Genomic DNA, 12,934 nt, shown 5'->3' with positions numbered 1-12,934 from the left:
GTCGCAGGCTCCTGATCAAGCTGTGTTATTGGACCGGTTTCGGCTTGCGCGAGGCTGACCCAGACTCGCTAGGGCGTTCAATTTTGAAGCCTTTTTCATCCGCAACCGTTTATGCTTCTCGACAATAGCGCCTCGCTTAGGCGCAAAAGTTTTTCGCGGCCGGCGTCCACGTGCCAAAACCGCTGACGACCATGTTGGCGATGACCGCGCACACATAACGCTTCTGCGCCGGATTGTTATTCGGCCCGGCATTGTAACGCGCCACCGCCATCGTCCAGGTTTGTTCGCGCGACTTCAGTTCAACGAGAAAGCGCGCCGCGTACTCCACATTGTCCGACGGGTTGAACATATGCGCCAAGGATCGGAACTGTTTGCCGTGAAAGCGGTGGTTGATCTGCATGCAGCCGACGTCGATGAATTTCGCGCCGCTGGTCCGGAAGCTTTCGAACTTGCGTTGCGCTTCCGCCATATCCCGCGAGAACACCGCCTTGCCGTCGACATTCATCGCATAGGGTTGCATGGAACCTTTCTTGCCCGTCTCCGTCAGCCCGACGGCATAGAGAACAGCCAGCGGCACCTTGTACTTTTGCGAGGCGCGCAGCATTTCTCGTTCGCAGGTCGCGGCGGTCGCCGGCGCGCTTGTTTGCATAGGTGCAGCCACAGCCGAACTACAGATAAACGCCAGCGCGAGTGGTGCGAGGGCCCGAAGTTTCATGCGATTGACCACCATTTCCCTTAAACTCGTCCTGCCGTCCCCCGCCTCTATGTCCTTCCCGCGCCTGCCCGTTGCGGTCATGTGATTGATCACCCGACGGCGTCATGGTCGAAGGATTCCCATCGCGTCGCGCGCCGGCATCAGCTGACGACGCAGAGTCGGCGGGGGCCGGGGCCGCCACGATCGTCACTTTATCCACTTGGTATCCAGACGATTTCAGCAGGTCTTCCAACTTGTTCGAACCTGACTGGAAAGACGCCAGCGTTGCGGCGTCGGAGACCTTGATGTGCATGGTCAGCGTCTCGCCCGACAGACGCATGTGAACCGCCACATTGCCAAGGGATTCCGGCTGCAACTTCAGATTCAACACCTGCAACGTCGGCGCGAATTCTCGCGCGATAACTGCATCTGGTCCCGCCCTGACAGGCGCGCCCGGCGCCGCGCCAAGACTGTCGCGCACGGCCGCGGCCACCTGCTGCAACGGAGATCCAGGCGGCGCGAAATGCGACGTGCTGTCCACCTCGACGATCTCGCTGGCCTTCAATCCCGCCCCCAGCCCTTGCGCACCGACAGTCGCAAAAGCATCACGTGCGAAAACATCACGCTCCGGACGCTGCCGTTCACGCGCCCCCTGGTCCACCGGGTTGAGCGTCGCCACGGTTTGAGCATCCGGCGGCGGCACAGCGTTGGAGGGTGACACGATTTGAGATGACAAAGCTTGGAGCGATGCGGCTTGCGATGGCAGCGCTTGGGACGATGAGGCTTGGAACGAAGGGGCTCGCGATGACGAGGCTGGTGCCGACGAGACACGGGGTGGCGCGGCAACGGGAAGTGGCGCGATGGCGAGACCCAGGAGCAGAGCAACCGGATCACTCTGCGCTTCAACGACGGGCACAGCATCCTGACCAGCCACTTTCGGTGCCCCCTCCGGCTCCGTGGCACCCGCGTCACGCAGATCTCGCCGTCCGGCGTTGACGATCTCCTGGGCCGAAAGCGCCGAGCGCTCGGCCTTCAGATCCAACTCGGCATAGGAGCCGATCTCGCGCCCCTCCTGAACTATCGTTGGCGCATCGGTCGTTCGATCGCGCTGCACGTAGGGCACGGCAACGGAGACGATGGGCAGATCCGTCATGGCGGCGCTTTCCTGTCCCGAAGCTTGCCCGCTTCGTTGATTGCCTGACGTGGAATGAGACGTTACGACCGCTGGAACTGGTGCGGCGGCAAAATCCATGAGCAGAGCGACGGGATCGCTCTTGGTTGCGATGACGGGCGCCGCATCCTCGCCAGCGGCGAGCGGCGCATCATTTTCTGGAGAGGCCGCCTCACGCTGATCGCGCCGTCCGCCCAATCCAGCGATCGCAATGTCCCGGGCCGAAAGAGCCATGCGCCCAGCCTTCTGATCCGGGCCGGCACTTTTTCCCTTTTCCGGTCGCTCCGCCATCTCGGCGAAAGAGCCGCTCTCGCCGCCCGCCGCCGGCGTGTCGGCAGCTCGATCGCGCTGCGCATAGGGCGCTTGCGGAGCAAAGGAGGCGATGGACAGATCCTTCATTGCTGCGCATTCCTGCTTAAAAACTTGTCTGTCTCGGCCATCGCTTGTTGCGCGACCAGGATGCTGGGCGGTAGCGAAACGGGCGTCTGCGCAAGGCTTTCCGCCGATGCCGACACCGGCGTGGGAGGCGCGCGCAACTTCATCGCCAGCGACTTCGCCGCCATCCCAAGCTCTCTCTCTTCATTGGAGAGAGTCTTCTCCGGCAACGACTCCAGTTTTTCCAAGCCCGCCGCAATATGATTGCCCGCGATCATCGCCGCACCCTCATAAAGATCGGCCCTGATCGCCTCAACGCTTCCGGTCTCGGACAATTTCCTCGCATTATGCGCGGCGCGTTGCGCAATTCTGGCGTTTCCACGCTGGATCGCGGAACGGGCCATGTTCAGATAGAGATCGCTCTGCTCGTTCGGTTTGAAGCCCGTGAGGAAGGTTTCGATCTTCTCGAAATCCCCCGCTTTGGTGGACAGCGCCGAATGCGACAGCAGGCTGTTGAAACGTGGCCAGTAGTTGGAGGCATAGACGGAATTGCGATAGCGCTGAAAATATTGCCGCGCCATCAGAAAGAATTTGTCGAGATCGACATTGGCGTCCGTCATAAAGATCTGCCGGCGCAATGCTGCTTCCTCGACGAGCGACCCCGGCATCAACAGGCGGGCCGTATCCAGAAACGCGCTTGCGGCAGCTGGATCTTTCGCCCCGATCAAAGCCGCTTGCACCAGGGCGAGCTGCCCGCCAAGGCTTGGCCGGACAGATCGGGCGTCGATGCCCATCAAGAGCGAGAGCGCTTCCTGTTCGCGCCCCTCGACATAGGCGAGCGCGCCCATCACCAGCGGCCGGTCAGGCTCCTGGATCGCATTGGATTGTACGAGCGGCCTGATGACGCGGGCCAATCCGCCACTAAAAAGATAGGTCGCCGCCGCCTGTGCATTGCGCGCCTCCCGCCAGACGCTCTCGGGCGCCCGCGAAAAGTCGTCGGCAATCTGGGTCATGAGTCTGGGTTGCGCCAGATAGGCCGCCTGACTACCGGCGGCGATCTGCGACTGGATCATTTGCAGTGATCGGATCAGCTGGAACGGCTCCGGGCCCTGCGGCGCCTGCGCCGAGGCGCTCGTCAGGGCGAAGACCGATATGGCAAACCCTAGCGCGGCGGCTCTCACGACTTGTCGTTCCTGACTAGAATTTCAATCCGCCGGTTCTCCGCCGCAAAGGGCGAAGCGACATTCTTCAGATGCCGATCAGCATGTCCTTCGACTCGGTCGAAGCGCTTCTCGTCAAACCCACCCCGCACCAGCATGTAGAACGCCATTTGCGCCCGGGAAGACGACAGGCGCCAATTATCGCCGGACGCGGTTCGATACGAGCGTGAATCCGTATGACCGCGCACAACCACGGAGCCTGGAACAGACTTCAAGATATTGCCGATCTTGGCCATCACGCGAATGGTCTTTGGATCCGGTTCCGCCGATCCGATCTTGAACATGCCGAACTCAAGATCGTCGGTCAGGCTGATCAAAGTCCCTTCCTGCGTTGTCTTGAGTTCGATACGCGGTGATTTTTTGACACCCACCTCATCCCTGAGCGCCTGATCGAGCAGCACCTTCAGTTTAGCGGCTTGGTCACCACTCACCCCTGTCGCCTCGTCCGACGCGCCCGATGCAGCTTTGTCTAATGATCTGTCTTGCGGCTTATCTTGCGGCCGATCTTGGGCCCTATCTTGGGGAGGGCTGCCCGCATTGACTGGAACGCTCCCCACGCCTGCGATCGACCGCGGCGGCTGAGCCGACGTATCCAGCGTATTCGCAATCTGATTGGCGCTGGACGTATCCAGCGCCTGACTGCGCAGAACCGGAACCACCGGCTCGAACGGATCGCGGAACTTATCGGCAGCATTGAGCCCCAGTCGCCCGGTGTTCGCCTCGGGCGGCCGCTCCCGTGTTTCCTTTTTCAATCCGCCTTCTTCGCTCGATGCTGCGATTTCGGACAGGACGGCATAGGGATCGCGGAAGAGAGCGCTTTCGTTGATAGCTCCCGGTTTCAAGGCGCTCTGAGCAGCACTGGCTGCCCCACCCCCTGGCCGGGCAGCCGCCTGCTCTTTCACATCGGGCGCACTCTTGGGATCCTTCACCTCGCCACGCGGTTTCTCCGTTTCGGACGCGGGCCCTTGCCTCTGCGGCTTGTGGTCCTCAACAGTGACCGCGCCGCCTTCCTTGTCCTCGTTCTGCTTTGCCTCTGGCTCCCTGACGTTCGACGTATGGGACGCATCGGAATCCAGTTTTTTCGGATCCTGAAGTCCCTTGCGCGCCGCCGTGCTGTTGGTCAGCTGCACCGGATTGAAATAGAGCGCGATGGAAGACCGCGTCTCCTTACTCGAGGAGTTGACGATCCAAAGAACGAGGAAGAACGCCATCATGGCGGTCATGAAGTCGGCGAATGCGATCTTCCAGACGCCGCCGTGATGGGCGTCGTGATCATCATCATGACTACGTCGGATGATGACGATTTCGTGAGGCCGTTCTGGTTCCGACATGGAAATCTCACGAACCCAAATGCTGAAGAGTCGAAATCCAAGCGCCAATGCTCGTTTGCAGTTCGGTATCGCGAACAGCAACCCTGACGTCGACGCCGTCGTGAGCATCTCCGCGCACCACATTCAGATGCTCGGGGAGTTGAGCGCAGAGCCCGGCGACAAAATCCGCTGGCCCGCTGATCTCGATCTGCGTCGTGCCATCGGCGCCCATAAGCTGGATCAGCTTGTCGGCCAGCGTGGCCTGCATGCTGGCGCGCACCGCATCGATAATCACGGGCTTCAACGCCTCCGCCACTTTCGACGAGATCTGTTCGGAAATCTGGCCGAGCCCAGCCACAATGGCCGCCCGCATGGGAACGGCCTCTTCCCCGATCCAGCGCTGGCGCTCGGCCGCCAGGCGCTCTTCAAAACTGGCGCGCTCGACGGCGAGAAGCTGCTCGCTCTCCTGCAAGGCGGCAGCGCGTCCTTCCAGCATGCCGTGCTCCAGGCTTTCGGCGACGCGCCGGGCGCAATCCTGTTCGGAAACACCGGCGATAGATTCATTCATAGCCATCGCCAGGCCGGCTTCGACCAGCCTTGGGCCGCCTGGCATGCGATCCATGCGACTGAGATAAAGCGCCACTGGTACCGTCTTCACGCGGCCACCCTATGGGTCATCCATTGCCTGAGGACTGCCACGGACTGAGTTTCGTCGAGTGCGATGATCTGCTCGAGACGGGCGCGCGCCGCATGGATCGGCTGCGACATCAATTCTGGTCCAGGCTCAGGTAAGCCCAGCGCCTGTATCGGCGACGGCATCGTCCTGTCCTCGATCCGCATCTGGCCCGATTCATTCGTCAGAAGCGGCGTCATCGGCTCTTCCGCCGGCTCGGCGACGGCCATCAAAGCGCGGACCGCCGGGCGCACGCCGAAGACCAGGACTAGGACGATCGCCAACAACGTGCCGATGGAATTGATGAGCGTGCCGGCATATCGCGCCAGGAGATCGAGCACGCCGTGGGCCGGCGTGGGCTCGAGATCGCGATCGGAGGCGGCGAAATCGACAACGCTCACTTTTACTGTGTCGCCGCGATCCCTTCGCGCGCCCGAAGCGGTGGCCACGAGCTGCTCGATTTCAGCAGCCTTGGCGGCAATTTGCTCCGCCGGCACCTTGCCGTCCCCGGCCAGGCTCGCCCGATTGATGACGACAGCAACCGACATGGCCTCGATCACGTAACCGCCGCTGACCGTGCTCGTCGTCTTCGAGGATATCTCGTAATTCGTGAGTTCCTCGCGCTTCTGATTTTCCTCGTTCGACTGCTTGTTATCGCCGCTCTTGCCCCGATCCGGTTGCTGCTGCGGCAGATTGCGATCAACGCTGGTGGGCTGCTGCTGGCTGGTGGAATTTTGCGTCTGTTGGTTTTCCTTGATGACGCGCACCGAGCGTTCCACCCGCGATTCGGGATTGTAAACGGTCTCGCTGGTCTGACGCTTATCGGTGTTCAGCCTCGTGAAGACGCTGATCTGGAAATTCTTCGGAGTGAGATAGGGCGACAGCGTCTTACGGACATTGTCCTGAATTTCCTTCGAAACCGATTTTTCGAGGCCGTGCAGGCGCCCTGGCGCCGCATCAGCCTCGCTTTCTGTCGATGACAGCAAAGTCCCGTCGCTGTCGATGACCGTGACCTGATCGGTCAGCATGCCTGGAACGGCGGCCGCGACGAGGTGGCGGATCGCCTGGGCGATAGCAGCGTCATTGGTCGCATCGGTGCGGATCGCCACCGAAGCGGAAGGCGTCTGCCGGCCTCGCCGGAAAGACCCCTCATCGCCCATGACGATATGCACCCGGGCGGCTCGCACCCCGCGCATAAACTGAATGGTCCGCGCCAGTTCGCCCTCGGCCGCGCGCACGCGGGTGACTTCCTGCATGAACGACGTCAGTCCCAGGGATCCGACCTTGTCGAACAGCTCGTAGCCGGCGCTTGCCCCGTGCGGCAGCCCCTTCTCGGCCAGCAACATGCGCGCCCGCGCCGTCTCGCCATAACGCACATAGACTGTCGCTCCATCGGAGCTGATATCGAAGCCGACCGTCGCTTCCGTCAGCGCGCGGCTGATTCGGCTGACATCCTGTCGGTCCAAGCCGGCGTAGAGCACCTCAAATGAGGGGCGACTCATCTGATAGCCCACGAGCCCCGTCGCGGCGAAAACCGCCGCGCCGACCATCGCCAGCGCGATCAGACGGCGCCGACCGAGCCCCAGAAGGCTGCCCCACAGCCGTTCAAGCTGTTCCATGAACCCATTCACAAGATGATTCCGCGTGTTGGCAAAGCAGTCCTGCCGAACAGTTCACGCTGAAGCTTGTGCGAGGATTGAAATGGAAAAAGCCGCGCTGTTTCCAGCGCGGCTTTCAGTTCGAAATATACTGGTCCGAGCTATTAGCGGAACAGGCTCAGGATCAGCTGGGTGTTCTGATTCGCGATCGACATCGACTGGACGCCGAGCTGTTGCTTGACCTGGAGGGCCTGCAACTTGGTCGATTCCTTGTTCATGTCGGCGTCGACGAGCGAACCGATGCCGCTGGTGATGGCATCCGACAGCTGCGAGACGAAGGTCTGCTGGATCGAGATACGGTTCTTGACCGAACCCAGGGTGGACGCTGCGGCGGTGATATCGCTGAACGCCGCTTCCGTCATCTTGATATAGTTGGTCATCGTCGTCTGATCGGCGGCCGAATCGGTCAGGGCCGAGATGTCGAGGGTGGCGATCGAGGCCGTGTCGGTGCCAATGGTCCGCTCCTTGTCCAGGATACCGCCCGTCGCGCCGGTCGAGGCGACGTCATAGAGCGCGGTCTTGGAAGCGTCGAGATCGATCGTGCCGATCGAAACGGCGCCCGTCGTGTCCTTGGAGAAGGAGGCGATGGTCTTCTTGGTCGCGCTGTAATCGGTCGCGCCCGAGTCAACCGAAACCCAATTCTGGCCGGAGACCGAAGCGGAATCGGCGACGCTCTTGAGCTGCTTCTGCAGCTGGGAGATGTCGGACTGAATGGCGGTGCGATCGACACCGGGCTGCGAAGCGGTAACGAGCTTCGCCTTGATCTGCGAAACCAGGTCCTTCGACGCATTCATCGCCGAGGTGGCGACATCGACCGTCGCGCCACCGAGGTTCAGCGCATCCGTCACCGAGGAATTGGCATCGTTGTCGGACTTCATTTTGGTGGCGATCGACCAGTAAGCGGCGTTGTCGGCAGCGGTGGCGACGCGCAGGCCGGTCGAAATGTGCGATTGAGTCGTGGCCATGTCCTTGGACGTCTGCGTCAACGTCTGGAGGGCGATCATCGCGGAATTGTTGGTGATAAGGCTAGCCATAATTTATGTCCCTTTAACTAAACTACTGTGGGGGACATTCCGGACTTGCACCGGGATAACAGGGCGGCATCATGCCTTTGGGCCCGGACTCATCCAGGGGCCACAACCTGCTATGGGATGACAGTACGTACCAGACTCTTAATAACTCCTCAACAGCGGCACGGCGCCGCAACCGCGCGGCGCCGGACGTTCATACGACCGATCGGACCAGGCTGCCGACGAGCATGTTCCAACCGTCGATCAGGACAAAAAACAGCACCTTCACCGGTAGCGCGATCACCGAAGGCGGCATCATCATCATGCCCATGGACATGGTGAGCGTCGCGACAATCATGTCGATCACGAGAAACGGGATCGCAATAAGAAAGCCAATCTCGAACCCGCGACGCAGCTCCGAGATCATGAACGCCGGGATCAGGATGCGGAAATCGACGACGCCTTCGCTGTTAACCTTAAACTTGTCGCGCGCCAGCTCGGAAAACAGCTTGAGATCCTTCTCGCGCACCTGCGACTGCATGAATTCGCGGAACGGCGTCGAGATCCGGACCATCGCCTCCTGCTCGGAAATGCTGTTTTCCATGAGCGGCCGGACGCCGGTCTCCCAAGCGCGGTCGAATGTCGGCATCATGACATAGAAGGTCATGAAGAGCGAAAGGCTGATGAGGATGATATTGGCCGGCGTGCTTTGCAGTCCGATTCCAGACCGCAGAAACGACAGCGCGACAACGAACCGCGTAAAGCTGGTCACCATGATGAGCAGCCCCGGCGCAACGGACAGAACCGTCAGCACCGCGAAGATCTGGATCATCCGCCCGCTCACCGAGGTGCCGCCTCCCGGTAGCAGCTTATCGAGCTCGATGGTCTGCGCCTGAGCATGTGCTGCATGAAGCACAATGAAAAGCACCAAAAGCGAGAACGCTGCGGCCAGACGCTTCATTGGACAACCAGGGTGTGAATGATGAGCTCGCGGACGCGTCCCTTGGACCGAATGGACGCGCGCTCCATCAGATCTTGCCGCAAATGCTGCAGCCCAATCGCCCCTTGGATCTGAGCGATGGAAATCGTCCGCAGGTAAGATAGGAAGTCGCCGGTGATCTCGCGCGTCAGAACATCGGTGTCCGCCTGGCCCGGATTGTCGATGACCACGGCTGCTTCGAGGCGGATCCAGGCTTCTTCCGGAGCGCCCATATTGGTCACGATCGGCGTCAATTCCAGCAGGTTCGAGAGGACCTTATTGGCGGTCCGAGGCTTGGTCTCCTCCTCCTTCTGCGCCTTCGCGATTTCGAGATGGGCCATCGCATAGGTTTGCGTGCTGATCACCCATCCACCGCCGACAGCCACCAGCGTGACGACCAGCAGCCCCACAATGAACATCAGGAAAGAAGGCCCGTGCTTGGGCTCGCTCTCCTTTACCGTCACCTTCGAGACATTTCTGGCCATAAGCTGATCACTTACCTAGAACGGGCGCGCCAGATCGTAGATCTGCTGGCCCCAATTGGGCTGCTGGACCTCCATGCTGCGACCGCGTCCGCCATACGAAACGCGCGCCTCGGCGATTTTGTCGTAGGAAATCGTGTTGTCGCGGGCGATATCGGTCGGGCGGACAATGCCTGCGATATTCAGCAGCCGCAGTTCATAATTGACGCGAATTTCCTGCGATCCCGAAATCAACAGATTGCCGTTAGACAACACTTGGGTGACGATGGCCGCGATAGACAGCTGGATCTTCTCCGAGCGATCGATATTGCCCTGACCCTTCGTCGACGACTTCGAGTCGACTTCAACGTCGAGGGTCCCCGACTTCGTCCAGCCAAACAGATTAAACAGCGCAGCCATATTGTTTGAAATTTTGGCTTCTTTGGAGCGATCGCTTGTATTGCCGAGCGAAGCCCTGTCGTTGATGGAAATGCTCACCGTCAAGACGTCGCCAGCTCGCATGGCGCGCTGATCACGAAACAACTCGCCCCGTCCGCTGCTCCACAGCGACCTGCCTCCATATGCTGGCAATGGGAATGGAGCCGATGAAACGGAAGGGGTCGCGATCTCCTGATCGAGACCGCTGCCAACCGCCGTCATGCGCGGTTCGCGGCCGATCTCCGTAACATCAGCAGCGCAGCCGCCAAGCGAGTTCCCAAGTGTCACAAGCACGATCGCCAGAAACAGGCCTCTGACAGGAGCATATTCACTTCTTGCTGGCATCGACCGATCCCGTCATCAAATCCGTCAGCTTCGCAGCCTTCGCGGCATTCATTTCATTCAGCAGCAGGCTTGCCGTTTTCGGCGTGAGCTTGGACAGGATGGCGGCGGCTCCGGCCTCCTCCATCACGGCGAGTTGGGACGAGGCAGCATCCGGACGCATCCGGGAATAGATCGCCACAACCCCCTCTTCGGCCCTGCGCCGGAACTCTTCCTGCTTTTCCTGCCATTGCACGAGTTCAGCCCGGCGCGCCTCGAGTTCGGCGATGCGCTGTTTGATCTGGCCTTCGAGCTCAGCCATCTGCTGCATTTGCCAGGCAAATCTGAACTCCGACGCCGCATTGGAAAAACTCGCGCAATAGTCCTGCGCCAGCGTCGGCTTGGTCGGCTTTGCGGCTTCAACGGGTACCGGACGCGACGGCAGATCCGGGACGCTCAAGCTCGCGACCGGTATCGGCGCTGGCGTGGCAGCAGGAGCAGACGCGGGTGCGGCCGCGGGCACTTTCGCAACAGGTTCCACGACCGCCACGGTCGGTACCGCAGGCGACGGCGGCGGGACGCTCGCCGCCGGTTTGGGCTGCTGGCGCTGCTTCCGATTGGCAGCTTCCGCGCGCTGACCTGTCGAATTGGCTCTCGCCCGCCCCTGAGCCCCCGGCCGCAAGATATCCAAAGGCTGTCCTGCCGACGCTCGGTCCTGCGCCTGGCCTTGTGCCGGGCTTGGCGCGGAACTTCGTGCAGGAGTTGGCGCAGGGCTTGGTGCAAGACTTGGTGCAGGACTTGGTGCAAGACGACTTGGTGTTTGGCCCTGCGCTTGACCCTGCGCCTGGTCCTGTGCCGAAGCCGACCCCGCGCTATAAAGCCAGCAGGCGAGGACGCAGGCTTTGCCAACCACGGAGATCAACCGTGAATTGGAATACTTACTCCTGTGGGGCGGCAGCATCATATCGAAGGTATGGCGTTTCAAGCTTGCGTAAGACTGTCGAGTGAACATAGCTATCGACCGATGAGAATCTCTGTGGCGGCGCTACTGCACAACGAGATCGGCCTGGAGCGCGCCCGACGTTTTGATCGCTTGCAGAATGGCGATAACGCCGGATGGCTTTACCCCGATTTGATTGAGCCCGCGCACCAGCGTCCGCAGCGTCGACCCGCCGACAAGGGCGATCTGGCCACCTGCTTCACTGACATCGATGGCGGTTTGCGGCGTCACCACGGTCTGTCCGCCACGCGACAGCGGCGCTGGTTGTGACACGACCGGCGTTTCCGTGATGCGAACCGACAGATTGCCGTGTGTGACCGCGACCGTGGAGATCTGCACGTCCTGCCCGATCACGATCGTTCCCGTGCGGGCGTCCACCACGATACGGGCAACCGTATCGGGCTCGACGACCAGATCACCGATCTCGGCAAGGAAACGCGCTGTCCCGATACGCGGCGGCCGCGAGAGCACGACGGTTCGAAAATCCCTCTCCCTGGCGGTTCTTTTACCAAATCGCTGCAACGAATATTCATTGATGGCGTCGGTAATGCGAACCACGGTCGCGTAGTCTGGATTCCTCAACTCAAGGCTCAGCGGCGACAGATCCGCGAGCCGCCCGGGAGGCTCGCGCTCGATGGTTGCGCCATTTGGAATGCGTGCGGCCGTCGGCACGCCCTGCGTGACGACTTCAGCTTGCCCAACGGCCGCCATACCCGAAACGATAACGGCGCCCTGAGCAACGGCGTAGGTCTGACCGTCCGCACCATTCAGCGGCGTCATGATCAGCGTGCCGCCCATCAGGGACGTCGCATCGCCGAGAGAGGAGACCGTGATATCGACGCGCGAACCCCGCCCAATGGAGGGCGGCAGATCGGCAGTCACGATCACGGCGGCGACATTGCGCGTGCGCAACACCATTCCGCGGATGTTGACGCCCATTCTGTCGAGCATGGATTGCAGCGTCTGCTCGGTAAACACGGAGTTACGCAGCGTATCGCCGCTGCCCTGAAGGCCGACGATCAGCCCATAGCCGACAAGCTGGTTATCGCGCATGCCTTGCGGAGACGTGATATCCTTGATGCGGACCAGAGCCTGGCTCGGGATCGCGAACAACCAGGCCGCCAGCACGAAGAAGAACAGCCGCATCAAAGGCCCCCAACCAGCAGCGATCCATCCGGCTGCACGATGCCGGAAATATTGATGCCGCTGTCGATATTGCGCGCCCTGACTATTTCGCCTGCCGTCCCCGACTGCAGTGACAGGCCGTAGGCGACAATGACGATGCCCCCAACATTGAAGACCATTTTCACCTGATGTCCGATGGTCACAAGCCGAGGTTCCTCGACCGCGCTGGCAGGAATCAGGGCCCCCGGCAACAATGTCTGCCGCGCTACCTTGCCGACGAGCTGCGCTCGCGATTCCGCGATCGCGCCCTGCGGACGATAAGTCACCTGCCGATCCTCAAGCATGTTGTCCTTGATGACATCACGCGGATAGATCACCACCGTCGGTACCGGAACATTGAAGTTTTCCGCCTGGCAAACGCCCGTACCGGCCAGGAGAAACGCGGCGAGCAGCGCGGCTTCGACCCAGCCGGTTGCGCGGGAGCGCCCAACGGACATTT

Annotated in this window: 13 protein-coding genes; all 13 read right to left on the bottom strand. The window is 61.1% G+C overall.

From position 1 onward, the window contains the following. Positions 1-136: 136 nt before the first annotated feature. The gene (locus tag BLW50_RS24560; protein ID WP_244544378.1) at positions 137-649 is read right to left on the bottom strand and encodes a transglycosylase SLT domain-containing protein; all 513 of its coding nucleotides are present in this window, start codon (positions 647-649) and stop codon (positions 137-139) included. Between the two features lie 19 nt (positions 650-668). Continuing rightward, the gene (locus tag BLW50_RS24555) at positions 669-2,264 is read right to left on the bottom strand and encodes a flagellar hook-length control protein FliK (protein WP_090707492.1); all 1,596 of its coding nucleotides are present in this window, start codon (positions 2,262-2,264) and stop codon (positions 669-671) included. Beyond that, the gene (locus BLW50_RS24550; RefSeq protein WP_139267727.1) at positions 2,261-3,088 is read right to left on the bottom strand and encodes a hypothetical protein; all 828 of its coding nucleotides are present in this window, start codon (positions 3,086-3,088) and stop codon (positions 2,261-2,263) included. The genes BLW50_RS24555 and BLW50_RS24550 overlap by 4 nt, the downstream gene beginning before the upstream one ends. A gap of 329 nt (positions 3,089-3,417) precedes the next feature. Beyond that, positions 3,418-4,899, bottom strand: coding sequence for a flagellar motor protein MotB (locus BLW50_RS31280; RefSeq protein WP_170850336.1), 1,482 nt, complete (start codon positions 4,897-4,899; stop codon positions 3,418-3,420). Beyond that, positions 4,799-5,428, bottom strand: a complete 630-nt coding sequence (locus tag BLW50_RS30495) for a hypothetical protein (protein ID WP_139267726.1) — start codon at positions 5,426-5,428, stop codon at positions 4,799-4,801. Before BLW50_RS30495 ends, BLW50_RS31280 begins: the two co-directional genes overlap by 101 nt. Further along, positions 5,425-7,062, bottom strand: a complete 1,638-nt coding sequence (gene fliF, locus BLW50_RS24540; RefSeq protein WP_090707489.1) for a flagellar basal-body MS-ring/collar protein FliF — start codon at positions 7,060-7,062, stop codon at positions 5,425-5,427. The genes BLW50_RS30495 and fliF overlap by 4 nt, the downstream gene beginning before the upstream one ends. A gap of 143 nt (positions 7,063-7,205) precedes the next feature. Continuing rightward, positions 7,206-8,135 carry a flagellin N-terminal helical domain-containing protein gene (locus BLW50_RS24535; protein ID WP_090707488.1) on the bottom strand — a complete coding sequence of 310 codons (930 nt, stop codon included), beginning with the start codon at positions 8,133-8,135 and terminating at the stop codon, positions 7,206-7,208. A 190-nt stretch (positions 8,136-8,325) separates the two neighbouring features. Next, complete coding sequence (gene fliP, locus BLW50_RS24530; RefSeq protein ID WP_090707487.1) at positions 8,326-9,072, bottom strand: flagellar type III secretion system pore protein FliP; 747 nt, start codon at positions 9,070-9,072, stop codon at positions 8,326-8,328. Further along, positions 9,069-9,575 carry a flagellar basal body-associated FliL family protein gene (locus BLW50_RS24525; protein WP_090707486.1) on the bottom strand — a complete coding sequence of 169 codons (507 nt, stop codon included), beginning with the start codon at positions 9,573-9,575 and terminating at the stop codon, positions 9,069-9,071. Before BLW50_RS24525 ends, fliP begins: the two co-directional genes overlap by 4 nt. A gap of 15 nt (positions 9,576-9,590) precedes the next feature. Next, positions 9,591-10,334 carry a flagellar basal body L-ring protein FlgH gene (flgH, locus tag BLW50_RS24520; RefSeq protein WP_090707485.1) on the bottom strand — a complete coding sequence of 248 codons (744 nt, stop codon included), beginning with the start codon at positions 10,332-10,334 and terminating at the stop codon, positions 9,591-9,593. Beyond that, positions 10,318-10,860: a MotE family protein gene (locus BLW50_RS24515; protein WP_139267725.1), complete on the bottom strand. Its 543-nt coding sequence runs from the start codon at positions 10,858-10,860 to the stop codon at positions 10,318-10,320. Before BLW50_RS24515 ends, flgH begins: the two co-directional genes overlap by 17 nt. A 495-nt stretch (positions 10,861-11,355) precedes the next feature. Beyond that, positions 11,356-12,456 carry a flagellar basal body P-ring protein FlgI gene (gene flgI, locus BLW50_RS24510; protein ID WP_090707483.1) on the bottom strand — a complete coding sequence of 367 codons (1,101 nt, stop codon included), beginning with the start codon at positions 12,454-12,456 and terminating at the stop codon, positions 11,356-11,358. Next, a complete protein-coding gene (flgA, locus tag BLW50_RS24505; protein WP_090707482.1) occupies positions 12,456-12,932 on the bottom strand; it encodes a flagellar basal body P-ring formation chaperone FlgA in 477 nt (158 codons plus the stop codon). Before flgA ends, flgI begins: the two co-directional genes overlap by 1 nt. Positions 12,933-12,934: the final 2 nt, after the last annotated feature.

The organism is Beijerinckia sp. 28-YEA-48 (assembly GCF_900104955.1).
Lineage (GTDB): Bacteria > Pseudomonadota > Alphaproteobacteria > Rhizobiales > Beijerinckiaceae > Terripilifer.
The sequence above is the reverse complement of the archived record's forward strand: the minus strand, read 5'-3'. Positions and strand labels throughout refer to the sequence as shown.

What these genes read in the sequence shown, in the direction of transcription:
- BLW50_RS24560 (WP_244544378.1), bottom strand. Translation starts at nt 649, where the DNA reads ATGCAAACAAGCGCGCCGGCGACCGCCGCGACCTGCGAACGAGAAATG.
- BLW50_RS24555 (WP_090707492.1), bottom strand. Translation starts at nt 2,264, where the DNA reads ATGAAGGATCTGTCCATCGCCTCCTTTGCTCCGCAAGCGCCCTATGCG.
- BLW50_RS24550 (WP_139267727.1), bottom strand. Translation starts at nt 3,088, where the DNA reads ATGGGCGCGCTCGCCTATGTCGAGGGGCGCGAACAGGAAGCGCTCTCG.
- BLW50_RS31280 (WP_170850336.1), bottom strand. Translation starts at nt 4,899, where the DNA reads ATGCTCACGACGGCGTCGACGTCAGGGTTGCTGTTCGCGATACCGAAC.
- fliF (WP_090707489.1), bottom strand. Translation starts at nt 7,062, where the DNA reads ATGGAACAGCTTGAACGGCTGTGGGGCAGCCTTCTGGGGCTCGGTCGG.
- BLW50_RS24535 (WP_090707488.1), bottom strand. Translation starts at nt 8,135, where the DNA reads ATGGCTAGCCTTATCACCAACAATTCCGCGATGATCGCCCTCCAGACG.
- fliP (WP_090707487.1), bottom strand. Translation starts at nt 9,072, where the DNA reads ATGAAGCGTCTGGCCGCAGCGTTCTCGCTTTTGGTGCTTTTCATTGTG.
- BLW50_RS24525 (WP_090707486.1), bottom strand. Translation starts at nt 9,575, where the DNA reads ATGGCCAGAAATGTCTCGAAGGTGACGGTAAAGGAGAGCGAGCCCAAG.
- flgH (WP_090707485.1), bottom strand. Translation starts at nt 10,334, where the DNA reads ATGCCAGCAAGAAGTGAATATGCTCCTGTCAGAGGCCTGTTTCTGGCG.
- flgI (WP_090707483.1), bottom strand. Translation starts at nt 12,456, where the DNA reads ATGCGGCTGTTCTTCTTCGTGCTGGCGGCCTGGTTGTTCGCGATCCCG.
- flgA (WP_090707482.1), bottom strand. Translation starts at nt 12,932, where the DNA reads ATGTCCGTTGGGCGCTCCCGCGCAACCGGCTGGGTCGAAGCCGCGCTG.